Annotated in this window: 25 protein-coding genes; 2 read left to right on the top strand and 23 right to left on the bottom strand. The window is 40.3% G+C overall.

Features of this window, described 5'->3' with window-relative positions; genetic code table 11:
• Positions 1-533: 533 nt before the first annotated feature.
• The 23 genes from ilvA to QM424_RS04795 all read right to left on the bottom strand — a co-directional run bounded on the left by ilvA (position 534) and on the right by QM424_RS04795 (position 23,129).
• A complete protein-coding gene (gene ilvA, locus QM424_RS04905; RefSeq protein WP_000952975.1) occupies positions 534-1,784 on the bottom strand; it encodes a threonine ammonia-lyase IlvA in 1,251 nt (416 codons plus the stop codon).
• 50 nt (positions 1,785-1,834) lie between these two features.
• The gene (locus tag QM424_RS04900; RefSeq protein WP_001027897.1) at positions 1,835-2,191 is read right to left on the bottom strand and encodes a hypothetical protein; all 357 of its coding nucleotides are present in this window, start codon (positions 2,189-2,191) and stop codon (positions 1,835-1,837) included.
• Between the two features lie 83 nt (positions 2,192-2,274).
• The gene (gene ilvC, locus QM424_RS04895; protein ID WP_414393329.1) at positions 2,275-3,297 is read right to left on the bottom strand and encodes a ketol-acid reductoisomerase; all 1,023 of its coding nucleotides are present in this window, start codon (positions 3,295-3,297) and stop codon (positions 2,275-2,277) included.
• Positions 3,298-3,363: 66 nt separating this feature from the next.
• Complete coding sequence (gene ilvN, locus QM424_RS04890; protein ID WP_414393327.1) at positions 3,364-3,840, bottom strand: acetolactate synthase small subunit; 477 nt, start codon at positions 3,838-3,840, stop codon at positions 3,364-3,366.
• Positions 3,833-5,533 (bottom strand): acetolactate synthase large subunit, encoded by a 1,701-nt coding sequence (locus QM424_RS04885; RefSeq protein WP_000411736.1) that lies wholly within the window; start codon positions 5,531-5,533, stop codon positions 3,833-3,835. Before QM424_RS04885 ends, ilvN begins: the two co-directional genes overlap by 8 nt.
• Positions 5,534-5,733: 200 nt before the next feature.
• Entirely contained in the window at positions 5,734-7,401 is a 1,668-nt protein-coding gene (locus tag QM424_RS04880; protein ID WP_414393325.1) for a DAK2 domain-containing protein, read from the bottom strand.
• A 2-nt stretch (positions 7,402-7,403) separates the two neighbouring features.
• Positions 7,404-7,769, bottom strand: coding sequence for an Asp23/Gls24 family envelope stress response protein (locus QM424_RS04875; protein ID WP_000216437.1), 366 nt, complete (start codon positions 7,767-7,769; stop codon positions 7,404-7,406).
• Positions 7,770-7,924: 155 nt separating this feature from the next.
• Positions 7,925-8,113, bottom strand: a complete 189-nt coding sequence (gene rpmB, locus QM424_RS04870; RefSeq protein WP_001140948.1) for a 50S ribosomal protein L28 — start codon at positions 8,111-8,113, stop codon at positions 7,925-7,927.
• Positions 8,114-8,218: 105 nt separating this feature from the next.
• Positions 8,219-8,893 carry a LiaF transmembrane domain-containing protein gene (locus tag QM424_RS04865; RefSeq protein WP_261072458.1) on the bottom strand — a complete coding sequence of 225 codons (675 nt, stop codon included), beginning with the start codon at positions 8,891-8,893 and terminating at the stop codon, positions 8,219-8,221.
• Positions 8,894-8,897: 4 nt separating this feature from the next.
• Entirely contained in the window at positions 8,898-9,344 is a 447-nt protein-coding gene (locus tag QM424_RS04860; RefSeq protein ID WP_219967072.1) for a LytTR family DNA-binding domain-containing protein, read from the bottom strand.
• 219 nt (positions 9,345-9,563) lie between these two features.
• Positions 9,564-10,067 carry a phosphatase PAP2 family protein gene (locus tag QM424_RS04855; protein WP_414393322.1) on the bottom strand — a complete coding sequence of 168 codons (504 nt, stop codon included), beginning with the start codon at positions 10,065-10,067 and terminating at the stop codon, positions 9,564-9,566.
• A 95-nt stretch (positions 10,068-10,162) separates the two neighbouring features.
• Positions 10,163-11,923: an ABC transporter ATP-binding protein gene (locus QM424_RS04850; protein ID WP_414393320.1), complete on the bottom strand. Its 1,761-nt coding sequence runs from the start codon at positions 11,921-11,923 to the stop codon at positions 10,163-10,165.
• Positions 11,913-13,682, bottom strand: coding sequence for an ABC transporter ATP-binding protein (locus QM424_RS04845; protein ID WP_414393317.1), 1,770 nt, complete (start codon positions 13,680-13,682; stop codon positions 11,913-11,915). Before QM424_RS04845 ends, QM424_RS04850 begins: the two co-directional genes overlap by 11 nt.
• The gene (locus QM424_RS04840) at positions 13,666-14,127 is read right to left on the bottom strand and encodes a MarR family winged helix-turn-helix transcriptional regulator (RefSeq protein ID WP_414393315.1); all 462 of its coding nucleotides are present in this window, start codon (positions 14,125-14,127) and stop codon (positions 13,666-13,668) included. The genes QM424_RS04845 and QM424_RS04840 overlap by 17 nt, the downstream gene beginning before the upstream one ends.
• 177 nt (positions 14,128-14,304) lie before the next feature.
• Positions 14,305-15,021: a YebC/PmpR family DNA-binding transcriptional regulator gene (locus QM424_RS04835; protein WP_414393313.1), complete on the bottom strand. Its 717-nt coding sequence runs from the start codon at positions 15,019-15,021 to the stop codon at positions 14,305-14,307.
• A 96-nt stretch (positions 15,022-15,117) separates the two neighbouring features.
• The gene (locus QM424_RS04830; protein ID WP_414393311.1) at positions 15,118-16,488 is read right to left on the bottom strand and encodes an MATE family efflux transporter; all 1,371 of its coding nucleotides are present in this window, start codon (positions 16,486-16,488) and stop codon (positions 15,118-15,120) included.
• 114 nt (positions 16,489-16,602) lie between these two features.
• On the bottom strand, positions 16,603-17,769 hold the full coding sequence (gene recA / locus QM424_RS04825) for a recombinase RecA (protein WP_004262099.1): 1,167 nt from the start codon (positions 17,767-17,769) through the stop codon (positions 16,603-16,605).
• A 54-nt stretch (positions 17,770-17,823) separates the two neighbouring features.
• Positions 17,824-19,080, bottom strand: a complete 1,257-nt coding sequence (locus QM424_RS04820) for a competence/damage-inducible protein A (protein WP_414393309.1) — start codon at positions 19,078-19,080, stop codon at positions 17,824-17,826.
• Between the two features lie 85 nt (positions 19,081-19,165).
• Positions 19,166-20,182: a glycopolymer--peptidoglycan transferase LytR gene (lytR, locus tag QM424_RS04815; RefSeq protein WP_414393307.1), complete on the bottom strand. Its 1,017-nt coding sequence runs from the start codon at positions 20,180-20,182 to the stop codon at positions 19,166-19,168.
• A gap of 7 nt (positions 20,183-20,189) precedes the next feature.
• Complete coding sequence (locus QM424_RS04810; RefSeq protein ID WP_414393305.1) at positions 20,190-20,708, bottom strand: GNAT family N-acetyltransferase; 519 nt, start codon at positions 20,706-20,708, stop codon at positions 20,190-20,192.
• On the bottom strand, positions 20,698-21,141 hold the full coding sequence (gene tsaE / locus QM424_RS04805; RefSeq protein WP_050314385.1) for a tRNA (adenosine(37)-N6)-threonylcarbamoyltransferase complex ATPase subunit type 1 TsaE: 444 nt from the start codon (positions 21,139-21,141) through the stop codon (positions 20,698-20,700). Before tsaE ends, QM424_RS04810 begins: the two co-directional genes overlap by 11 nt.
• Before the next feature lie 198 nt (positions 21,142-21,339).
• On the bottom strand, positions 21,340-21,960 hold the full coding sequence (locus tag QM424_RS04800; protein ID WP_414393302.1) for a hypothetical protein: 621 nt from the start codon (positions 21,958-21,960) through the stop codon (positions 21,340-21,342).
• A 305-nt stretch (positions 21,961-22,265) separates the two neighbouring features.
• The gene (locus QM424_RS04795; protein ID WP_004247195.1) at positions 22,266-23,129 is read right to left on the bottom strand and encodes a helix-turn-helix domain-containing protein; all 864 of its coding nucleotides are present in this window, start codon (positions 23,127-23,129) and stop codon (positions 22,266-22,268) included.
• Between the two features lie 181 nt (positions 23,130-23,310).
• Between QM424_RS04795 and QM424_RS04790 the strand changes: the two genes are divergently transcribed.
• Together QM424_RS04790 and QM424_RS04785 are read left to right on the top strand one after the other, a co-directional pair.
• Positions 23,311-23,481, top strand: a complete 171-nt coding sequence (locus tag QM424_RS04790) for a PhrA family quorum-sensing system peptide (protein WP_049532502.1) — start codon at positions 23,311-23,313, stop codon at positions 23,479-23,481.
• Between the two features lie 510 nt (positions 23,482-23,991).
• Positions 23,992-26,007, top strand: a complete 2,016-nt coding sequence (locus tag QM424_RS04785; RefSeq protein WP_414393300.1) for a bacteriocin-associated integral membrane family protein — start codon at positions 23,992-23,994, stop codon at positions 26,005-26,007.
• Position 26,008: the final 1 nt, after the last annotated feature.

Below are 26,008 nucleotides of genomic sequence, written 5' to 3'. Positions count from 1 at the left end.
ACTAAAGATAGTCTTTCACTCCACACTATCTCTAAACCATTCCGTTTTCTTTCTCCTTCTTTGGTTCCTTTCCTGTCCTTATCTATATCTTATTAGTTTTACAACCGGTACTACTTACTTTGTCCAATCTTGCACCTTCTGATTACATACCCGCTTTCCAGCTAGTCATTTAAAAACAGTATCACTAGCTGTTTCATGTCTAGCACTATTGTTTATCTCACGAGTTTTTTCAGCCGACTTACCTAGCAACCATCTCACAAACATTGATTATTTTTTCTGATTCCTATTATATTTAGCGAAAGTTCAAATTAGGGATATATACAATTGGGGATTTCAAAAAATTTCCTTATATATAGTAAGTAATTCTGTCGCCTCAATATAAACAGAATCAAAAATAATAGGTGCTATAGTGAGTTGTAGTAGAAATAGCACGATAGATTTCCTAAGTCCATAGGAATCGTCCCCTTTCTTCACCCTCATTATAACACCTATACATCAGTTGTGCAAATAATATGATATTTTTTTATTAGTCCTCAGACAAGCATATTATAGAGCGTTTCATTACCATTTAAGTTAATATAAGCTGGATCAAAACCTTCCATTCTACGGATTAAACCTGCATAATCATGCTTATCTGCCAAAGCGATCCCAATCAATACAGGCCCTGTTCCCTTGCTAGCTCGTTTGATATACTCAAAACGTGTGATATCATCATTTGGTCCCAGGATATCATTTACAAACTCACGCAAAGCCCCTGGACGCTGTGGAAAATTGACCACAAAGTAATGCTTGATCCCATCATAAATCAAGGCACGCTCTTCCATTTCTGGCATACGGTTGATATCATTATTTCCTCCAGAAATGATACAACAAATGGTTTTCCCCTTGATATATTCAGCTAAAACCTCTAAAGAGGCGATACTAGCCGCTCCAGCAGGTTCTGCAACAATCCCTTGCTTAGAGTAGAGGTCAATCAAGGTTTCAGAAATCAGCCCCTCATCAACACCTACTAAGGTTTGAACATGTTGACGAGTTGCCTCATAGGTCAACTGACCTACCTTTTGCACAGCAATCCCATCCGCAAATTTGTCAATTTCCTTGAGCTTGACTGGACCACCAGCTTCAAAAGCAGCCTTCATGGAACGCGCTCCATTCGCCTCTACTCCGATAACCTCAATCTCTGGACTTGTTTCCTTGATATAGGTAGAAACCCCAGCAATGAGACCGCCACCACCAACAGGAACCAAGACAGCATCAAAATCAATCGATTCTTTTCGAGCTTCTTCTAAAATCTCATAAGCAACTGTTCCTTGGCCAGCTTGAACATGGGCATCATCAAAGGGATCAATAAAAGTACGATTTTCAGAGACTGTAAATTCTTGAGCTGCTTTAGCTGAAGCATCAAAGGTATCTCCAACTAGTTTAATGGTTACGAAATCCCCACCAAAAAAGCGAACTTGACCAATCTTTTGTTGCGGAGTAGTAATGGGCATAAAAATAGTAGCAGGAATTTTCATCTCATTACAGGTATAGGCTACTCCCTGCGCATGATTTCCCGCAGAAGCACAGACTACCCCACGCTCACGCTCTTCCTTGCTGAGCTGAGAAATAGCATAATAGGCACCACGAATTTTAAAAGAGCGAACACGCTGGGCATTTTCTTTTTTCAAATAAATCTTAGCACCATACTTCTCCGATAAATAATGGTCGTAATCCAGTGGGGTATTCACAACCACACCATTCAAGACCTTATGAGCCTTGATGATATCTTTTGAACTTAACATATAAAACCTCTTTTTCTATAAAAAACAGTCACTAATGACTGTTTTTTTAGTTATTCATCTCCAAAAACTTCAGCAACACTTTCATGATATTTATGAGCCATACGAATTGAAAACTCTTTAGGAAGTTCATAACGATTTGTGGAAATCCAATCATATAACCATTCTGCCAAACTTTCTTCACTATCATTACGATGGAAGATAAAATAGTTTAAAATTTCTTTATATTCTACATCATTCAAATCCAACGTGTCTACAAATTGACTACGAGGAACAAAATTAGAATCTAATTTTCTTAGTTGATCTGTCAATTCTCCCAATTGTAAATCCAACTGAAAAAATAGTTTTTGCAGTTGCCTATCAGTTTCATCACATCCTGTCTTGATAGAAAACAAATTGGTAATATTCATATGATTTCAACCCCTAAATAAGTATATCTAATATCCCACGAATAGCTGAAGCTACTATTTTAGCAAAATTCTTTGCTTTCTAATTAGTTATAGATTTTAAATGCATCATCGTCGTTTTTACCAACGAATGGCATTGCTTTACGCAATTCTGCACCAACTTTTTCAATTTCAAGGTTAGCTGCTTGTTCACGGTAAGCAGTCAATTTTGGACGTCCAGCTTTATAGTCGTTTACAAAGTCATTTGCAAATTTACCATTTTGGATATCTGCCAAGACAGCTTTCATGTTTTCTTTAACTTGTTCAGTGATTACACGTGGACCTGATACATAGTCACCGTACTCAGCAGTGTTTGAAATTGATTGACGCATTTTCTTGAATCCACCTTCGTAGATCAAATCAACGATCAATTTCATTTCGTGAAGAACTTCAAAGTAAGCCAATTCTGGAGCGTAACCTGCTTCTGTCAAGACTTCGAAACCTGCTTCGATAAGGGCAGTCAAACCACCACAAAGTACAGCTTGTTCACCAAACAAATCTTCTTCAGTTTCTTCTTTATAAGTTGTTTCAAGAAGACCTACACGAGCTGCCCCAACACCTTTACACCAGTCCATGGCAATGTTTTTCGCATTTCCTGTTGCATCTTGATATACTGCGTAAAGAGCTGGAACACCAAATCCTTCTTCATAAGTACGACGTACCAAGTGTCCTGGTCCTTTAGGAGCACACATGAAGACATCTACATATGCAGGAACTTTGATAAATTCAAAGTGAATGTTGAAACCATGAGCAAATCCAACTGCATTTCCAGCTTCCAAGTTTGGAGCGATTTCTGCTTCGTACAATTCTTGTTGGATTTCGTCTGGTGCCAAAATCATGATAACGTCAGCCAATTTAGTAGCTTCTGCTACTGTGTAAGTGTCAAATCCATCTTCTTTTGCTTTATCAAAAGATTTACCTGGACGTACACCGATGATGACATCGCGACCTGAATCACGCAAGTTTTGAGCATGCGCATGTCCTTGTGAACCATAACCGATAACGGCGATTTTTTTACCGTCAAGTGCTGCTACTTTAACATCTTTTTCGTATTCCATTTGAACTGCCATAGTTTTTTCTCTCTTTTCTATTATTTATTGCCTTTTAGGCTGGTTTAACAAATTTAAGTTGGATTTTTAATCGCGGGTAAATCCAGTTGCACCCGTACGAGCGATATTGCGAATACCGTATGGTCGAATGACTCGCAATAGAGCTTCACTCTTTTCAGCATTTCCTGTCATCTGAATGGTAATCGAGTTTGGCGCTACGTCTACCACCGTTGCACGGAAAGGTTGAATAATCGCTAGAATCTCAGCGCTCTTCTCAGCTGGCGCTGCCATCTTAACCAAAATCACCTCGCGCTCCAAGTGTGGTTTATCTGTAATATCTCTAATGCGAATCACATCAATCTGACGATTGAGTTGCTTAATGATTTGCTCCACTTCATCATGTGAAGCTACATCAATAATAATGGTGATACGCGATACATTCGGATCTTCTGTTGCTCCAACAGAGATGCTTTCGATATTAACCTGACGGCGAGACAGGACACCGGTAAAGCGATTGAGGACTCCTGAACGATTTTGTAGTTTTGCTGTTAACATTCTACGCATGGAACTTCACCCCCAACATCTCATGATTACTCTTACCAGCTGGTACCATTGGTAACACCTGTTCCTTACGAGAAATATCTACCTCGATTAGCATAGGAACATCCTCAGTGATGACTTCAAGGTCTTGATCCAAGGTCTCAGGATTGTCAAACTTATAGTTTTTAATACCGTAAGCTTGTGCCATCAATTGGAAATCTGGAAGGGTATCAAAGACTGACTCAGATGTTCTACCTTCATAGAAGGATTCCTGCCACTGACGAACCATTCCAAGCGAGTGGTTGTTCAGCATAACCACCTTGATTGGCACCTTGTAAATGTTCAAAATAGCCAATTCTTGGTTAGTCATTTGGAAACCACCATCCCCAACAAACAAGACTACTTCCTTATCTGGGTTGGCAATTTTAGCACCGATTGCTGCTGGAATTCCAAATCCCATGGTTCCTAAACCACCTGAAGTCACTAACTGACGTTCATTTTGGTAAGGATAATACTGGGCTGTCCACATTTGGTGTTGACCAACGTCTGTTACCACAATGGCATCTCCATTCGTCAATTCACCAATTCGTTCAATAACAGCTTGCGGCTGAACCACACGCTCTTTCTTATCATAAGAACGAACGCGGTTTTTATCTTTAGTGACTTTTTCAATCCATTTCTCAGTATTGTTATGAACGGTTGGTTCCGCCAACAACATTTGCAAAGCTTTCTTAGCATCTCCAACTACAGGAATATCTGCACTGATAATCTTGCCAATCTCGGCTGGGTCAATATCAATGTGAGCAACCTTAGCATTCTTAGCAAAGGTCTTAGGATTCCCCGTCAAGCGGTCATCGAAACGACAACCAATACTAATCATAAAATCAGCTTCCGTCATGGCAATATTAGCTGCGAATGACCCGTGCATGCCTCCCATTCCAAGGAAGAGTGGATGACTCGTTGCAATCGTTCCTTGTCCCAAAAGACTGGTTACCACCGGAATTTGATAGCGTTCTGCAAATTCATTTAATTCTGCAGCTGCTTCAGCATAACTAATCCCCCCACCAGCTAACAAGACTGGTTTTTTAGCCTTGGATAATTGCTTCAAGATTTTCTTGATTTGCATATCATTTGGCTCAAGAGTTGGCTGATAGCTTGGTAGGTTCACTTCTGGTGAATAAATGAAATCTGTTTCCAAAGCAGATACGTCTTTAGGTAGGTCAATTACGACTGGCCCTGGTCGACCTGTAGTTGCGATATGAACAGCTTCTGTAATGATACGAGGAATATCAGCTGTCTCACGAACTTGGTAATTGTACTTAGTGATTGGCATGGTAATTCCCACGATATCTGCCTCCTGAAAGGCATCCTTCCCAATCCCTGCTCGCGCCACCTGACCTGTAAAGACCAAAAGGGGAACGCTATCGCTCATGGCATCTGCAATCCCTGTAATGGCATTTGTTGCTCCTGGTCCACTAGTGACGACGGCAACACCCAACTTTCCAGTTGATTTGGCATAACCTTCAGCTTCATGCAAACAACCTTGCTCATGGCGCCCTAGAATGTGGCGAATGCCTTTAAAATTATATATCGCATCATAAAAAGGCAAGACCGCACCACCAGGATAACCAAAGATGGTATCAATTCCTAAATCACGAAGTGTTTCCAAAACTAGGTCGGACCCCGTCTTAGGAGATTCTAAACTGATTTTCTCCATTGTTCCCCTTTCTTTCCTCTTAAAAATAACTTGTTACTATCATACCACTTTTTCAAAATTTTTCAAGACAAAAGAAGAAATTTTCTGAATTTTCTATTTTAACGTTTATTTATGAATGTTATTTTTGTTTTTATTAAAAAGATACCGATTTCATTTACTAAAAAAGAAAAAAGAACTGATTTCTCAGTTCTTCATTAATCTTATTCTACACTAAATAGGTATGGGTAAACAGGTTGTTGACCTTGATGAATCTCGACTTCAACGTCTTCGAATTCTTCTGCGATTTCTTGAGCAATTTCATTGGCAAGTTCTTCGCTTCCGTCTTCACCGACATAGAAGGTTACGATTTCACTATCTTCATCCAACATATGTTTCAAGGTTTCTGTCAAGGTTTGGTGCATGTCAGGGTTTGACACGAGAATTTTCCCATCAACCATACCAAGATTATCGTTTTCATGGATTTCTAAACCATCGATTGTTGTATCACGCACAGCTGTTGTGACGCTTCCGCTAACGACATCGCTAAGAGCAGCAGTCATACGCTCTTGGTTTTCTTCGATTGACTTGCTTGGATCAAAGGCAAGAAGACTTGTCAAACCTTGAGGAAGAGTGCGAGCTTCCACCACTACTGCTGGTTGCTCCAAAACTTCTGCTGCAGATTGAGCTGCCATGAAGATGTTCTTGTTGTTTGGCAGGAAGATAATGTTACGAGCGTTGACCTGTTCAGCAGCCTTGATAAAGTCTTCAGTTGAAGGGTTCATAGTTTGACCGCCTTCGATAACATAATCCACACCTTGAGAACGGAAGATATCTGCTAGACCTTTACCAGCCACTACAGCAATCAGGGCATACTCTTTTTCTTCAGCAGGCTTGCTAACTTGAGCAGCTTCTTTTTCAACCTGTGCTTCGTGTTGGTTACGCATATTGTCAACTTTTACCTTGACCAAGCTACCGTATTTAAGACCTTCTTGCATAACAAGTCCTGGATCTTCTGTATGGACATGGACTTTGACAATTTCATCATCGTTGACAACAAGGAGAGAATCCCCGAGTTCATTCAAGTAGTTACGGAATTCGTCGTAATCAAAATCTTTGGCATAGGTTGGACCTTGCTTAAGGGCTACCATGATTTCAGTACAGTAACCAAATGTAATGTCCTCAGTCGCTACATGACCAGCTACAGACTTATGATGCTCTGCATTGATCATTTCACTCATGTTGGCTGGAGTTGCTACAAAGTCCTCAGATGCAATATATTCGCCAGTAAGGGCTGAAAGGAAACCTTCGTAGATGAAGACCAGACCTTGACCACCCGAGTCCACAACGCCAACTTCTTTCAATACTGGAAGCATGTCTGGCGTTTTAGCTAGGGCTGTTTTAGCACCTTCCAAGGCTGCGCGCATGACTTCAACAGCGTCATCTGTTTGCTCAGCTTTTTTCTTAGCACCGATAGCAGCACCACGAGAAACTGTCAAAATCGTTCCTTCAACTGGTTTCATAACGGCCTTATAGGCAACTTCCACACCTGATTGGAAGGCAAGGGCCAAGTCTTGACCTGTTAACTCATCTTTATCCTTGATAGCTTGTGAAAATCCACGGAAAAGCTGAGACGTAATAACGCCTGAGTTTCCACGCGCACCCATCAAAAGACCTTTGGCAAGAATGCTCGCTACCTCGCCAACTGTAGAGGCTGGCTTGTCTGCAACTTCTTTGGCTCCATTTTCAATGGTCATTCCCATGTTTGTTCCAGTATCTCCATCTGGAACTGGAAAGACGTTTAATGAATTGACATATTCAGCTTGCTTATTCAAGCGAGTTGATGCAGCCTGCACCATTTCTTGAAATAAGCTAGTAGTAATTTTTGACACGGTTATTCTCCTACAACTTTGATATTTTGAATGTAGACATTTACAGTCTGAGCAGTAATTCCAAGTTGGTTTTCCAAACTAAAACGAACACGCTCTTGAATGTTTTTTGACACTTCGCTAATCTTTGTTCCGTAGCTCAACACGGTATATACATCAACTGCAATACTGCCATCTTCGGCCGCTTTTACGACGACACCTTTGGAATAATTTTCCTTACCTAGAAGGGCTTGGAAATTATCTTTGAGGGCATTTTTACTAGCCATACCGACCACACCAAAAATCTCAGTTGCTGCGCCACCTACGACGGTTGCAATCACTTCATCTGTTAGTTCGATTTGACCATCTTTTGTATTAATTTTTACAGTCATCCTTTTTACCTCAACTAGTTGATACTCTATTTTATCATATTTCAGCCCAAGTGTAAAAGCAGAATACTGTATCAGCGGATATTTACTCCGTTTTTCAAATGATTTTATACCCACAACAAAAGAAAAAAGACCCTAAGGTCTCCTTACTTTTATTATTAAACGCGTTCAACTTTACCTGATTTCAAAGCACGAGCTGAAGCCCAAACTTTTTTAGGTTTACCATCGATAAGAACAGTAACTTTTTGAAGGTTTGGTTTTACGGCACGTTTTGTTTGGTTCATCGCGTGTGAACGGTTGTTTCCTGATACAGTCTTACGACCTGTAAAGTAACATACTTTAGCCATTGTGTTTTCCTCCTATTAGATCTAATATAGCGGATGTGCTAGCACCACATACCGTACTATGTTATCACACTTTCTTCATTTTTGCAAGGGAATTGGAAGATTTTTTTATTTAACGTAGACAATCCCCAACTTCCCAAAAGCCACATCTCCACGGATAATCAAAGTTTTACTGGTTAGGGCTAGAGGAGTATCTACCTTGGCTACACCACAGAAAGTTTCTACCTTTAAATCAACTCGCCAGTGTTGGGGAACATAGATAACTGCATTGCCAAAACCAACTTCCACTTTCAGGGTTGCGCTATCTCCTAAAATTTCTGCATTGTCATAATATATCTTGGCATTGCCAAAACCAACTTCTACTTGGTCGTCTACCAATTCTTGATTTTGCTTGTAGAAAGTCCCAGTCCCAAAAGCAACTTCCTTATCTGTAAGAATGGTCTTTTTACCATCATACCACCATTTTTTCCCATTCCAAGTTCTGTTAGAATGAGTGAGTGCGCTGACACCCATTACGATTAAAATACTTGCCCAGAACAATGACTGATTAGGAATTGGTAAAATGCCATAAAAGTGGTTAGCAATCATTAAGGCTACTAGAGCTGTAAAAGAGGCTGAAGTTAAGTGACGACGCAACAAAGCTCCAACTGATTGATAGGCAAAAAATGCAATACCAAGCAAGGGCCAAATTTGCCCACCGAATGAAGGGATTCCAAAATTTCCTTGTAATAATATTAAAGCTGCCAATACTAGCAACACAATACCAAATGCTTTCTTTTTCATGTTCTTACCTCATGTTTCTTAGATTTTCTTTTAGGAGGGATTGGTAATGTCGTGAGACATGAACCTCCTTATGGGTCTGATAAAAGGAAATGGTGCCCGTTCCTGAAAAGGACTTGTCCACCGAATAGATTTGCCGAATATTAGCGATAGTTGACTTGGATACTCGACTAAAATAGCGAGGAAGGATAGACTCTAACTCATAGAGTTTGAGCCGAACTTCATAGGCATCTTTATGGGTATGGGCATAAATCTTGCTATCTTCCGTCTCAAAGAAGAGAATTTCCGATAAGTCCAGATAATATTCACCTGTTCCCTTGTAAAAAATCAACCTCGGAGACTTGGACTCTTGCAAGAGGCGCTGTAAATCCGCAATCTCATCTGTCAAAGTCGCTGCCTTGATGACAATTTCAGTTTCCTCTAAATTGCTGTCAATTTCGATTCGTAACTTCATTCCATCTCCTTTCTGACTCTACTATATCAAAGCTAAAATAAGAAAACAAGAGCAAAAAAGCAAGTGGTTACTTTAGACCCGTAAGTGGTTGTAGGACCACCTTATACTCTTCGAAAATCAAATTCAAACCACGTCAGCGTCGCCTTACCGTACTCAAGTACAGCTTGCGGCTAGCTTCCTAGTTTGCTCTTTGATTTTCATTGAGTATTAACTTACAGGTCAACATAGAAAGAAAATCACACCCCACACAAGAGCACACATATAGCCAACCACTACATCCTTGGGATAATGCACTCCCCCTAAGACTCTTACTAGACCGAGGAAAGCTGACAAGACCAACAAGATAACCCCTACAGATAAACTAGCATGTAAGCAAGCCATGGAGATAATGGTTGCTGAAAAGACATGACGACTGGGCATAGACTGACCAGGGCTATCTCTGTCTAGTAGCGGTACAATTTCCCAAACTTCATAAGGCCTAGGGGCATTGAGTTTCTTACGGAGAAGGGACAAAATTACAAAACCTGACGCAGGGACAAACACATACATCAAGACCTGCTTCCCAAGTCCTTCTTGGAGATAGGTAATAGCTAACAAGGTCAAATAAACTATAGGCATGACTACTGTCATAAACCGATTGAAAGCTCTCAGCAATCTCAGAAAGAGAGGATTATTTTTAATCTTACCAGCGATGCGGTCATACCATTCTTGATAATTCTTCATATATTTTCTCATCACTTACTCAAATTTTGCTTATAGGGAAGCACTTGTCTTCTAGTATAGTGCAGAAAAAGAAGGCCGTCAAGCCTTCTTTGGGTTTATTCTTCTGCTTCGTCTTCTGTAAACTGACTGTTGTAGAGGTCAGCGTAGAATCCTCCTTGTGCCATCAACTCATCATGATTTCCTTGTTCGATGATATTGCCATCTTTCATGACAAGAATCAAGTCAGCATTTCGGATAGTAGACAAGCGGTGAGCGATGACAAAGGAAGTCCTTCCTTCCATCAATCGATCCATGGCTTTCTGGATCAACTCCTCTGTACGGGTATCAACCGAAGAGGTAGCCTCATCCAAAATCAAGAGCGGCGCATCTTTCAGCAAAGCACGAGCAATGGTCAAGAGTTGTTTTTGTCCGACAGACAAGGTCACTGTGTCGTCCAAGACGGTATCGTAACCATCTGGTAGAGTCATGATAAAGTGGTGAATCCCAACAGCCTTGCTGGCTTCAATCACGCGCTCATCACTAATACCCTCTTGGTTATAAATGAGATTGTCTCGTATAGTGCCTTCAAAGAGCCAAGTATCCTGCAAGACCATTGAAAAGGCATCGTGCACTTCCGAACGCTTCATCTCCTTGGTATCCACACCATCGATGCGGATACTTCCCTTATCAATCTCATAGAACTTCATCAAAAGATTGACAATAGTTGTCTTACCAGCCCCAGTCGGTCCGACAATGGCAACCTTTTGACCTGCATGAGCCGTCGCAGAAAAGTCATGAATAATGGTTCGCTCTGGTGTATAACCAAAGGATACTCGATCAAAGACCACTTGACCTTTCATATCGCTCAATTGTCTTACTTTATGGGATTCATCTTCCATCTCCTCTTCAGCTAGAAATTCGAAGACGCGTCCCATGGCTGCACTAGCCTGCTGAAGACTAGTAACCCCTTGGGCAATTTGTGAAAGGGGCTGAGAAAAGATACGAACGTAGGCCATAAAGGCAACGATAATCCCGATACTAATCTGCCCATTCAAGGCCAAGGCTGCACCAACGATAATCACCAAGGCATAGCTAAAGTTCCCAATAAACATCATAATCGGCATCATAAGCCCTGAAATAAACTGAGATTTCCAGATACTATCATACAGACGATGGTTTAATGTCGCAAATTCTTCTTTGGTACTCTCAATAGCATTGTAACTAGTCGCCACATTATGGCCAGAGTACATTTCCTCCACATAGCCATTGACAGCTGCCAAATCCTGTTGCTGACTCTTAAAGAAGCCCTGCGATTTGCCCATAAAGACGGACACGAAAGCAAAACCGATAAGGGTTGAAACAACCGTCACTAAGGCTAAAATCCAGTTCATCCCAAACATGGTCACCAAGACTGCTACGACCAATAAAGTGGATGAAAGAACTGTCCCCAGACTTTGATTGAGGGACTGGGCTGCAGTGTCAACGTCATTGGTCACACGAGACAAGGTATCCCCCTGAGAATGTCCATCAAAATACCCCAATGGAAGACGATTAATTTTCTCTGCAATCGCTCTTCTCAAACGCTCTGAAAAACGTTGAATGGCTGTTGTAAACAGAAAGGCTTGCAAATAATTTGATAGAAGTCCAATCACATAGATGACGGCCAAAAAACTACCAATGGTTGCAACCGCAGCGACATCCACGCTTGTTTCTAGACCACTTGCAATAATATTGGTCATTTCCTTGATACGAGTTGGACCATATACAGTAATAATATTGGATAGAATTGTTGCTAAAAAGGCGATTAGAAGAGCAAACTGGAGACCTGCAAGATAGGGTTTACTCTGTTTCCAAAGGGACATTCTCTTATTTTCCATGTTCCAATTCCTCCTTCGATAGTTGTGAATAGGCAATTTCTTGGTAAACTTCGTTGTTTGCTAGAAGTTCTTTATGGGTGCCTTGCCCCACGACTTTTCCTTGATCCAAAACCAAAATCAAATCTGCATCCATAATCGTTGAAATACGCTGTGCGACGATGAGCTTAGTCATAGACTTGGTTTTCTCTGCTAGCTCTTGGCGTAGAACTCGGTCTGTCTTGTAGTCCAAGGCTGAGAAGGAGTCATCAAAGATGAGGATTTCTGGCTTGCGAGCCAAGGCACGCGCAATAGCCAGACGCTGTCTTTGACCACCTGAGAAGTTGGTTCCTCCTTGGGCTACTTCTGACTCCAAGCCAGCTTCCTTATCCTCGATAAAGTTCTTAGATTGGGACAATTCTAAGGCTTGCCACATAGCTTGTTCACTAAGCGGTGTTTCTTGACTGTGTCCAAAGTCTAGATTGCCCTTGACATCTCCAGAAAATAGCACAGCTTTTTGTGGAATATACCCAACCTTGTTGCGCAAATCTTCCAAACCGTAATTTTGAACATTAACTCCGTCCACTAGAATTTCTCCTGCTGATACGTCATAAAAACGTGGAATCAGATTAACCAGAGTTGATTTACCAGAACCCGTTGAGCCGATAAAGGCCACTGTTTGACCAGCTTCTGCTTTAAAGCTAACATGCTCGATAACTGCCTCCGAATTTGCCGCATAGCGGAAAGTCACATCCTTAAATTCGACCTGACCTTTGAGATTTTCATCAGCCAACTGCACTTGAGCAGGATTTTGGATAGAAGAATGCAAATCTAGAACCTGATTAATCCGCTTGGCAGAGACCATGGTTCGAGGAAGAACGATGAAGAGCGCCCCCATGAGAAGGAAGCCCATAACAACCTGCATGGCATAAGACATGAAAACAACCATGTCACTAAAGAGAGGCAGACGAGCTGTCGGAGCAGCATCGTTAATCACATAGGCCCCAATCCAGTAAATCGCCACACTCAAACCACTTGAAATCCCCATCATGATAGGGTTCAAAATAGCCATAAGACGGTTGACAAATAAATTCAAGCGTGTCAGCTCATCATTTGCTGCTGCAAATTTTTCATCTTGGTACTTTTCAGCATTGTAGGCACGAACAACGCGAATACCTGTTAGACTCTCACGAGTGATACTGTTCAGTTTATCAGTCAAACTTTGAACCAAGGACTGTTTTGGAAAGGCTAGCGTCATCAAAACTGTTGTCATCAAAACATTGACAATCACTGCCACAACTACAGCCCAGAGCCAGTATTCTGAATGTCCTAAAATCTTCCCGATAGCCCAGATAGCCATAATCGGACCACGCGTAACCACTTGCAAGCCCATAGTAATCAACATCTGAACTTGGGTAATATCATTAGTGGTACGAGTTAGGAGGCTGGGAATAGAGAATTTCTTAATCTCTGTCTGCGAGTAATCCAAAACTCGGTTAAAAATATCACTTCTCAGCCTACTAGTGTAAGAAGCAGCCACTCTGGATGCAAAAAATCCAACTGCGACTGCGGACAAGAAGGCAAAAAAAGACATTCCGACCATCATACCTGCTGGTTGCCATAACTCATCCAAGTTGGTTCCTTGCCTTCCCAGCAAATCCGTAATTTTCGAGATATAGGTTGGAACTTCCAACTCTAGATAGACCGAAAAGCAGGTAAAGAGAATGGCTAGTAAAATCATCCCCCATTCTTTTCTACTAATTCGTTTAGCTAATTTCTTCATTATCTCCTCCTATTCTCTTGATATTTTCCTGTAGTTGATTGAGGACTTTCTCAAAAATCAGTAATTCATCTTCATCAATGTCTGCCATCAACTGGTTGTCAATGCGTTCAAAGAAGGCTTTAACCTGCTTCATTTGAGAACGCGATTTGTCCGTCAGACGAACAAACTTAGCCCGCTTATCGACAGGACTCGCCTCCAATTCCACCAAACCATTTTGTACCATACGCTTGACCAAGTTACTCGCCACAGACTTGGTAATATTGAGTTCCTGCTCGATATCTTTAATCAAGACCAGTTTCTCTTTTTGTTCACAATGATCTAAAAAACGCAAAACCTGACCTTGTGGTCCACCCATAAATTCAATGCCACAACGCTTGGCTTCCTTTTGCACCATCAGATGGATCTGATGACCAAAACGCTTAAAGACCAACATCGGTTTATCCATACTAATTCCTTTCTAACTATCATATTTAGTTCTCCTAGGAACTAATTAAGTTTTCATGAGAACTATTTTACCACTTTGAAAAGAGATGTCAAGAAAAAAGTTTCCTAGAGAACTATTTTCTTGATTGAAAAAATCCCAAGTGATTTTCTCACTTAGGATCATGTTGTCTAGGTTAAATTAGAATCCGTCTACGTTTGTATAAATCTTTTGTACGTCTTCATCGTCTTCAAGAACGCTGTAAAGTTTTTCAAAGGTTTCAAGGTCATCGCCTGACAATTCCACTTCTGACTGAGGAATCATTTCCAATTCTGTCACTTGGAATTCTTCGACACCTGACGCACGAAGGGCAACGATAGCCTTGTGAAGGTCAGTTGGAGCTGTGTAAACAGTGATTGTTCCTTCTTCTGCCTCTACATCGTCCACATCCACATCTGCTTCTAGCAATTGCTCAAAGACCGCGTCCGCATCTTCACCAGCAAATACAATCACACCCTTGTTGTCAAAGAGGTAAGAAACTGAACCTGAAGCACCCATGTTTCCACCGTTTTTACCAAAGGCAGCACGAACATTAGCTGCTGTACGGTTAACGTTAGAAGTCAAAGTATCAACGATCAGCATAGAACCGTTTGGTCCAAAACCTTCGTAACGTCCTTCTGTAAAGGTTTCGTCTGTATTTCCTTTTGCTTTATCAATCGCTTTATCGATAACGTGTTTTGGCACTTGGGCTTGTTTAGCACGGTCGATAACGAATTTCAAAGCAGTGTTTGATTCTGGGTCTGGATCACCTTTTTTAGCTGCTACATAGATTTCTACACCAAATTTTGCATATACTTTAGAGTTAGCTCCATCTTTAGCCGTTTTCTTGGCTACGATATTGGCCCATTTACGTCCCATTAGGAATCTCCTTTTTTCACATTTTAATCTTTCTTATTATAACACAAGTTTTTTCGATTTTCACTAGAGGAAATAGATTTTGTTTAGCAAATACAGCTAGGATGACACTTTTGTTGTCAAGATGGCCTTGCCTTCTTTTATCAAGGGATGACGGAATAGTGAGAAGTAGAGTTGGATGGTCATGGCAACCCAGATAAGGGGTTCACAAAGAATAACACCCTTATAGCCTGCCCAAGGAATAATCAAGACCACAAAAGCGATTTTTCCGATTAGTTCAATAAAGCTGGAAACCAGAGGAAGGACCTTTTGCCCCAAGCCCTGCAAGCAATTGCGATAAATCAACAAGAGACTCAAAATGGGATAAAAGACTGAGCTGATTTGCAGATAGAGACTACCATTTTCTACCAAGTAGCCATCCGTTGAACTGGACAAGAAGGAAACCAAGGCAGGACTGGCAAAAAAGAGAAAGACACAAACAAACACTGCCCAGGACATACTTAGACGACTGCCGATTCGAAGGCCTTGAACAATGCGGTCTGGTCGCTTGGCACCAAGATTCTGAGAAGCAAAGGTCGTCATCGAGGCAGAAATAGTAGTCATAGGAAGAAGGGCGAAGGCCATAATGCGTCGAGCCGCCGTCTGGGCACTAATAATCACGGCACCAAAGGTATTAACAGAAGACTGTAAAATCACACTACCAATGGACACAATGGAACTCATCAAGCCCATAGCCAAACCTTGCTCCAAAAGATCCGCGTACAAGGCCTTGTTCCATTTGAAATGCTTGAGTTGAGGCAAAAGTTCTGGCACGCTCTTACGAATATAGTAAAAGCAGAGAACCGCTGATAAGCCTTGCGAAATGATGGTAGCAAGGCCCGCAGATTGAACTCCCAGATGCAGTTGCGTAATAAAATACAAATCCAGAACCACATTAACCAAAGCAGAGAAAATCAGAAAGCCAAGCGCTGCTAGACTGTCCCCAATGGACCGCAACAAGCCTGCAAAGAGATTATAGGCAAAGCTGACACCGACACAGGTCACAATCATAGAAATATATTGATAGGACTGAGGGAGGATTTCAGCAGGGGTATCTAAGTATTGCAAGAGAGGATACAAACCAAGAAAGCCCAGTAGCATAACTACAATACTCAACAGAGTTCCTAAAATCCAGGTGGCTGCTACTGCTTCCTTGATTTTGGTGAAATTCCGAGCCCCATAATAGCGGGCAATGACAATCCCCATTCCATTGCCAACACCAAGTGTAAAGCCTATAATCAAGTCAAAAATGGCAGTTGTTGCCCCAACCGCAGCCAAAGAATCTTGTCCAAGAAAACGCCCAACAATCAAGACATCAGCAGTATTATAGAGCTGTTGGAAAATATTGGACAGCAAGATTGGAAAGGCAAAACTCAAAAGCGAGGGAAGAATAGGACCATGAATCAGATCCACTGTTCGTTTTTTATTCATAAGGCTATTATATCAGCTTTCTAGAGGAGCGACAAGAAACAGCAAACTATGCGCGAGCTGAGAACCAGAACAAGGCAACGAAAAAGTAGTGAATTTCTCCACTACTTTAACAGCTTATTCTTCAATTTCGATTTCAAGTTCATCGCCTAGGTCAAGAGTTACTTCTTCATTCACAGAATCTGCTTGAACTGCTTCATCTTTTTTAGTTTCAACACCTTCTACAGAAGCTTCTTCTCCATCAATCAAACCAAATTGAACACGGACTTGATGGTCAATTTCATCAAAGATTTCTGGATTATCTGCTAAGTATTTCTTAGCATTTTCAGAACCTTGCCCGATTTTCTCATCCTTGTAAGAGTACCAAGCTCCTGCTTTTTTAATGATATCCAAATCGCTTGCAATCTTCAAAAGCTCACCAGTCTTAGAAATCCCTTCTCCGTACATGATTTCAACGAAGGCTTCCTTAAATGGTGGAGCCACCTTGTTTTTCACGACCTTGATTTTAGTTTCTTTACCGACATTGGTATCTTTTTGGTCACCAGTTCCCTTGATTTGTGTACTTCCACGAACATCCAAACGGACTGATGCGTAGAATTTCAGAGCACGTCCACCAGGAGTTGTTTCTGGATTTCCAAACATCACTCCAACTTTTTCACGTAATTGGTTGATAAAGATGGCAATAGTTTTGGTCTTATTGATAGAAGCACCGAGCTTACGCATAGCCTGGCTCATCATACGAGCCTGCAAACCAACGTGGCTATCACCGATATCTCCATCAATTTCCGCACGAGGGACAAGGGCAGCAACTGAGTCGACCACGACAAGATCTACAGCACCTGAGTCAATCAATTTTCCTGCAATCTCAAGACCTTGCTCTCCTGAGTCTGGTTGTGACAAGAGCAATTCGTCAATATTGACACCAAGAGCCGCAGCATAAGCTGGATCGAGGGCATGTTCCGCATCGATAAAGGCAGCAATGCCACCTTCTTTTTGCGCTTGCGCAACTGCATGAAGGGCAACTGTTGTCTTACCAGATGACTCTGGTCCATAGATTTCAATGATACGTCCCTTAGGATAACCACCTGAACCAAGGGCAATGTCCAAAGCTAAAGAACCTGAGCTCATCACTTGCACCTTTTGCTCTGCACGTTCACCCAAACGCATGATTGATCCTTTACCAAAGTCTTTCTCAATCAATTTAAGAGCGTCATTCAAGGCTTTTTCACGTTCAGCCCCGAATTTTTTTGAAATTTCATCTAATTTTTTTGGTTTTTTCGCCATTCTATTCTCCTACATTCTAATGGTCCTCAGACCTATCTACTATTATATCAAAAGTTAGTCACTTAATAAAGCCTTGCGAACTAGGTTAAAGGCATGCATAACTGCAATGTGACGTACATCTGCTCGACTTCTGCCTCCAATATTAACCTTGATGACTTCAGTTCCATGCTCTTGAGCCAAGCCTATAAAGACTGTCCCAGCTGGATGCCCTTCTAGGCTATCTGGTCCTGCCACTCCAGTTAAACTAAGACCAAAATCAGACTGGGTCTTGCTTCGTGCCTGCTCAGCCATCTTCTGAGCTGTAAATGCAGACACCACACCATGTTCTTCCAAATCCTTGGCAGGAATATCCAACATCTTTGATTTTTCCTCCAAGCTATAGGTCACAAAACCACCCTTAAATATACTTGAAACTCCAGAAAAATTCGCCACGGTCGCTTGGAAAAGACCTGCCGTCAAACTCTCTGCAGCCGTGATGGTTTTCCCTTGCCTTTTTAGTTCTTCTACCACAATGCTGGCTAAACTAGTCTCTTCCCCATAACCATAACAAAGGTCTCGTAAAGAAAGATCTTCAAAGGTCTGATAATCCAAGATTTGGTTTTCCAAGATACCCAGCGCATGATTCGCCTCTTCTTGACTGCTAGCCTTTGTTGACAGACGCAAGGTTACCTCTCCTGTCTTGGCATAAGGTGCCAAGGTCGGATCGGTTTGATTATCAATTAAATCAGCCAAAATCGTCACCAGCTGGCTCTCGCCAATTCCAAAGAAACGAAGAACTCGAGAATATAGCTTGCTTCCTGTCATTAACTTGGGTAGAAGGTGGTTTAAGACCATGGGTTTCAATTCACTTGGTGGACCCGGAAGGACAACGTAGGTCACTCCATCGACTTCCAATATTCCTCCCACAGCCAGTCCTGTTTCGTTTGGCAGCGGAGTCGCTCCTTCTACAATTTGAGCTTGTCTTTCGTTATTCGGTGTTCGGGCATAGTCTGGTCTCTGGGCAAAAAAGATATCCAACTTCTCCTGAGCCTGAGGATCGAAGACTAATTCTTTCCCTAAAAATTTAGCCAGAGTTTGTTTGGTCAAATCGTCCTCAGTTGGCCCTAAACCACCTGTCAAAATCACCAGACTGCTACGTTGACTGGCAATTTCAAGCAAAGACAAGAGACGAGCTTCATTGTCTCCTACAGCCATCTGAAAATATACGTCTACCCCAATCTCTGCTAGTTTTTCCGATAAAAACTGGGCATTGGTATTAACAATCTGTCCTGTCAAAATCTCTGTTCCAACAGCAATAATTTCTGCTTTCATGTTTCCTCCTACCTATCTATTCGTATTTTTTTGAAAAAATCGCAGGAAATTTCCCACGATTAATTTTTTATTTGTATCAAGAAAGTTAATTATCTTCGTCACTAACAGGCACCCGTCCAAACAAATCTTCAAATAAGACAACATTTGTTTCAAGCTGAGTGACTTCTTCTTGTCCCAAAGAACGTCTCAAAAGATTCTGCATTTCCAACATATGGTTTCTCGTAACAATTTGATAAGAAACGCCTTGTAGCATCTCCCCTTCACCCTTCAACTGTTGTGTTTCAATGGTGTTAAATGAATCTTTGTAGCCCAACAAGCTTGGAATACTTTTAGCAGATAAATCAATATTAGTCTGCATATTAGTACTTAGGGCTTTTAAAATAGACTGATAGTGACTGACACTATTTAAACTAAGAACTTTTTCAACAACTTTTTGAATGACTTCACGCTGACGCTTCTGACGTCCGTAGTCTCCTTCTGGGTCTTGATAACGCATGCGTGAATAAACAAGCGCTTCTTCTCCATTTATTGTCTGTTCTCCAACGCCGATAGAAATGGTGTTAAATTCTTCTTGGTCACTGATAGAGATCGGGAAACCTAGTGTATTATTGACCGTAATACCTCCCACTGCATCGACCAATTGTTGCAAACCTTGCATATTAACCATAATGTAACGATCGATATGGATATTCATCATCTTTTGAATTGTTTCTATAGCAAGTTCTGCTCCACCACCAGCATAGGCAGCGTTTAGTTTCGCTTCTTCAATACTACCATCTTTATGTTGAATTTTAGTCAGGATATCACGTTCCAAACTCATCATCGTCGTTTTCTTTGTGTGAGGGTTAACAGTCAAGAGAATCATGGAATCACTATTTCCAGCCCATTGATCTGTACGCTCTACATTCCCAGTATCAACCCCCATCAACAGAATGGTCAAAGGCTCTGTTGCTTCGATAACCTTGGTTTCTTCTCCGATTTTTTTATAGGTCTTTGATAAGGTTTGTGTGCCTTGCTGATAAATAGTATACGCAAAAACACCGACACCCAAAACTGTCACAGCTAGAAAAGCTAGCACCATTCCAATAATTTTTTTAACCATATTTCTACTAATCTATCAGTTTACCCATCAAGTAAACATCGATAAATTTCCCTTCTTCTATATATGCTCCACGCTCTTGGCAACCTTCAATTATAAAGCCATGCTTTTGATAAAGATGGACTGCAGCTTGATTACGAGTCTGGACAGTCAGTTGGAGACGACGCAGAATGCCACTTGCTTGTGCCCACTCTATCGCTTCTTCTAGCAAAAAACTTCCCAATCCATTATTCCAATATCTTTTTCCAATCACAATGAAGAGATCTCCAATATGACGAACTCTCTTGCGCTGGTCAGCTGTAATATTTACGATACCAGCAATTTTATCATTTAAGAATGCAAGTAAGGTTATCTGATTGTCCGAACTAGCTTGCTTGTTGAGGAATATTTCCATCTCCTCACTGGTCAAGAGAATACCATCTCCGTCTAAGCTGGTAAAATCCGTCTCCAAACTTACACGATTTAAAAAGGCCACTAATTCAGCCGCATCATTAGGCTCTGCTTCCCTAATGAGCAATTCATACTCCATGTTGAAGCTCCTCTAAAAGCTTTTCTGCACGCAAACCCTTTGCTTGGAAATGTAATCTGCGACCGTCTTCTTCTTTTAGAATTTCCAACTCTAAATAAGTATCTGGCAAGGCATCTCCTAAGAGATTTCCCCACTCGATAACAGTCACTCCGCCACCAAAGAGAAACTCATCCAAATCGATAGAATCCGCATCTCCTTCAATACGATAAACATCTAGGTGATAAAGTGGCAGTCTGCCTTCATACTCTCTTACGATAGTATAGGTTGGACTTTTAATCATTTGAGAAATCTGTAAACCTTTAGCAAGTCCTTTAGTAAAGGTCGTTTTACCTGCACCCAGTTCTCCAGTTAAGATTAAAACATCATTCTTTTCTAATAAATGGCCCAATCGTTCCCCTAAGGATTGTAGCTCTTCTTCATTTTTTGTGTACATATTCTTATTATACCAAAAACTTTTCTTTTGTGTCTATTTTCCTGCTAAACTTATACTCAATGAAAATCAAAGAGCAAACTAGGAAGCTAGTCGAAGGCTGCTCAAAACACTGTTTTGAGGTTGCAGATAGAGCTGACGTAGTTTGAAGAGATTTTCGAAGAGTATTACCATCATAACATCCATAAAAACAAGCTTTCTCTAAAAGAAAATGAGCGTAGCAATGACCAATACAAGATCTCGGAAAATATGACCATAAAAGGAAACTTCCTTTTTAACAGAATTTGGGACAAGATAGGCTGCAAAAAACAAACCCAGTCCAATATAAATCAGAAGTGAGACAATGGTCATTGGATTTCTTAAGAAAAGAAGTGTTGCTAAAATAGTCACCAACACTGTCTTTTTTCTGTCTAGCATGGCAAGCAAATCACGCATGTATTTTTTTAAGGGTAAAAAAATCAGCAAATCTAGTCCAAATAGGAAAAAGAAGGATGGCAATAAAAAGTCAACTAATTCTTGCTGCAACGCATTTTTGATGAACAAGTTGTCTGACAAAACAAGGACAGCTCCTAACAAATTAATTAAGAGTAACATACTATAAAAAAGCTTCACCGACTTCTTACTGGCTAGGACACTATGGACTTCTTGCTTACGGGTATAAAGATAATTTACTCCAGCACAGATTCCTGAAACGAAGACCATACTTCCGATGAAAAAAGCTGTACTTTGTTTAAAGGACAAGATGCATTCCTTCCATAGGAAACAGCTACTCAAACTGATTTGAATTAAAGCTAACAAAAATAAGATTCTCATTGATTTCATCTTTTCTCTCCCTTCCTGCCAATCATTATACTCGGAGAAAAGAGAGAACTGTTTCTAATCTTCTCAAATGTCTTTTTAAGACGCTAAACAAACACCAGAGACTAATACTCAATGAAAATCAAAGAGCAATCTAGGAAGCTAGCCACAGGTTGCTCAAGACACTGTTTTGAGGTTGCAGATAGAGCTGACGTGGTTTGAAGAGATTTTGGAAGAATATAAACTTGAAATAAGGCTGATAGTATTCATTTCACTATCAGCCTTACAGGTTATTTAACGTTTCAGAAAAACTATAATGTCAAGATTAACTAAACAGTATCTAATTCCTTCAAATAATTTTCTATCTTCATCAACATTAAAGGATTGTTATAAATCTTACATAACTCTCTTGCTTCTATATAATAATTTTTGACTTGTTCTTTGTCTAGAAATTTGGCTCCAGCATTTCCTACAAGAATAAGTAGGGGAGCCAGTTGGTAGCTTGTCTGTCTTTGTTTACAGAGTTCAATCGTCTCAAGAGCTTCTTGGATGGCTTCGTTATATTTTTCCTTTGACACTAGGTAGTGAGCGTAGTTGTAACGAACTCTGATGTATCCAAATAAAAACTCTTGATGCTCAAAATTTTTTGTCTGATATAACTCCATTAAATGAGAGTAGTTTGCCTCATATTCTTGTTCACGACCCACTAAGGAATAGAAATTAGATAGGGTATTCAACGCCTTTAAATAAATCAGAGTATTTGAGGAGACTTTTAATAATATATTTTCCAATGAAGAAATTGCCTCACACTTACTGTCATATTGATAGAAGTCAATAATAGCTTTAATCCATTCAAGGTAAGTTCGGTCTTCTAGTGTTAGAAAAGTACTTCGTTCAATCTCTATTCTATAAATATATTCCAAATTGTCATAATTTCTGTCATCTAATAGTCGAGCAGATAATTGCTTGAAATTAGAGAGGTTAGATTTAATTTCAATTTGTTCATTAAAAAAATAATCTAGTGGCACTTCAAGTCGTTGTGAGAGTTTGAACAAAAGGTCTGCGGAGGGAATGAAATGCCCTCTCTCAATTTTACTAATCTGGCTCTGTTCACAAATTCCTTCTGCAAGAGTTTGTTGGGAGAGTCTCAACTCTTTTCTTTTCAATCTGAATTTCTCTGCGAGTGTATTCATTAAAGATAATAAACCTTCCTATTTACTTAATTTTATTATAAAAATAAGCAAATAGTAAGTTAAAGAAACAAATAATTCTTTATGGTAATAAATAAAAAAGTCAAAAATTACATAAAAATGCTTGGCTAAATAAAATATATCTGTTAAAATAAGAATAACGAAAAAGAAAAGGGTTTCACGAATGAAGAAAAATTGTGGAATTCAAAAATTAGCTATATTAGCATTACTATGTGTTTTTACATTTAGTAACACAATTCCTTACCAACAATTCATTCAGAAGAATAAACAATTGGAGATTCGAGTCCAATCGCAAAAGAAGTCCAATGGTCTTGATGTTGGGAAGGCTGATTGATGTCGTATTACTTTAAAATTCAACTATTTAGAGAAAGGTATTCTTATGAGAGCTTGTAACAATACCAGATAGATATAAGAATGGAGATGTTTGATAAAATGCTTTCATAGCTAACCAACTGTTGAAAATTATGAGTTACAAAATCTAAAGTATTTAAGATTAGTTTATAAAATTAGGTCTCTGCCTGTAGAAAGGAACGTGCAGTTAGAAAGGAGGAAAAAATAGGATACTATAATTCAGACTGAGATTTCTAATTAAAATATGTAGTTGCATCATCCCTTGCCGTTTTGGCATTTAGTTTGGCTCTTCCTGTTTTGGTAGCTTCTCACCGTGGTGGCGAGTGGACCTATGGAGGCTATCATGATCCAAATAATTGGGGAGCAAATTACATTTGATGCGGGATGGTAAAGAATAATTGAAGAAGATTCTTTTATCAATAGTTTAGTAAGCTTGTTAGTTTATAGAGGGCATGGGTATTTCTGTCCTCTATTTTAGAATAAGGAATGCACTATGAAAAAATTATTTATACTCATATCCAACCTGCTTGCTAGTTTGTTCTTTGTTTGGGTATTTACCATTTGGACTGATACATATGTTTCCCATTATTACCCCAACGTTGTTGTACGTGATTCTTCCCCTGAAACAACTTTTCAGCATGTTGCTACACGCTTGGAAAAACTAGCAGAAGAAACGGATAGCTTTATTGCGATTCAACACCAGGATCCTAACTCAGAAGGTACTCCAGTGTTTTCTTATACGACCTTTGGGAACGGAAAGTTGCCTGATGGGCTACAGGAAAAAAATCTAGAAGATGCTCAAAGTAGTAGTGTTGAAACAAACTATTTTGTATTCGATGGAAACCTAGATATTCACTTGCTAAGGGAGGAGCTAAGTCAACTTGGCTTGACTAACATGCACCTGACAATTCCATCTAAACTATCTACGTTAATGGCTATCTTTAGTAACGGATTTCAGTTAATCAGTTTATTGATTTTCATCTTAACCTTTGGAGCACTGACTTTAATTAGTCAAATTAGCCAATTACGGTCGTCGGGCATTCGCCTCATTTCAGGAGAGAAACGGTGGTCCATTTTCCTTAGACCAGTTGGTGAGGATTTGAAAGGGATAGCTGTTGGTTTCAGTTTAGCTGGCGTGCTCGCCATTCTTATGCAAAAAATTCTGTCGCTTCCAACGCAATCCCTAATGACCATAGGAGCAGGCTTGCTCAGTTATAATCTCATCTTGTTGTCGATCTCCCTGTTTTTCGCTCAACTCTTCGCAGTTGGGATAAAAAAGATACACCTGATGCAGATTATAAAAGGGCAAGTGCCTGTCAGAGGAATCATTAGTTTGATTTTAATCGGTCAACTATTAGCGATTATTATTGTAACGCTGGGAATAGGGAGTAGCTTAAAGTATTCCCAAGCCTGGCAACAGCATCGGATTGGACAAGAGGCTTGGAGCCAGGAAAGGCAACTGATTACCCTATCATTCAGCCGTGAAGGAGCGAGTCCTGGTTTTGATGAACAAGCTCAAAGGAAACTCAGAACTTGGTATCAATTGATGGATTTGGCTGTTTCAGAAAAAAAGGCTTTCTTATCTAGACACCAGTTAATTGACCGTTCTTTGCAAAATGGCATGGCTTCCTCCAAAAACTTGACAACCTCTACAGAATGGCACGATTACAGCCCGAATGGCAATGTCCTTATCGTCACACCGCAATACTTGGAGCGTCAAAACATTCCTGTAGATACAACTATTGAGCAAAAGATGAATCACCTTGATGTAGGGGAGTTTGTCTTATTGCTGCCTGAACACCTCCGTTCAGAGGAAGAACATTATAAATCTGTTTTTGAAGACGACTTAACCAGTCGCATGTCTAGTCAAGATGAACGACAGCAAATGACTGCTACGGTAGGTTATTTGGAATCAGGTCAGGATCGTTTTGTGTATAATACGACCCCTATTTCTTACCAGCAGTTTTTGAAAGATCCAATCATCATTGTTATAACACCCCAATCAACTGGTCCACAGTCCGTTTTGTTTTGGGTAGACGCAGTACAGAACTACGTTCTCTTTAATCAATTGTCTGATGCCCAGGAGCTTATCCAGAGACAAGGCATTGAAAATTGGGTCTCAGAAATGCAAACAGGTTACCACAACTACATCACATTATTGGATAATATCCAGAGGGAACGTTGGGTAATGCTAGCAGGAGCTGTGCTTGGGATTGCAACTTCAATCTTGTTGTTTAACACTATGAATAGGCTCTACTTTGAAGAATTTAGACGTGCCATTTTTATCAAACGCATTGCAGGTCTCAGGTTCTTAGAAATCCATCGCACTTATCTCTTTGCTCAACTGGGTGTGTTTTTACTGGGATTTATTGCGAGTGTATTTCTTATGGTAGAGATAGTAGTTGCTTTCTTAGTCTCGTTACTCTTTACTGGTCTATCTCTTTTACAGTTACATGTCCAAATGCAGAAAGAAAACAAGATGTCCATGCTTGTTTTGAAGGGAGGTTAAT

The sequence above is a fragment of the Streptococcus mitis genome, from assembly GCF_047464945.1.
In the GTDB taxonomy this organism is placed as follows: Bacteria; Bacillota; Bacilli; order Lactobacillales; family Streptococcaceae; genus Streptococcus; species Streptococcus mitis_EA.
The sequence above is the reverse complement of the archived record's forward strand: the minus strand, read 5'-3'. Positions and strand labels throughout refer to the sequence as shown.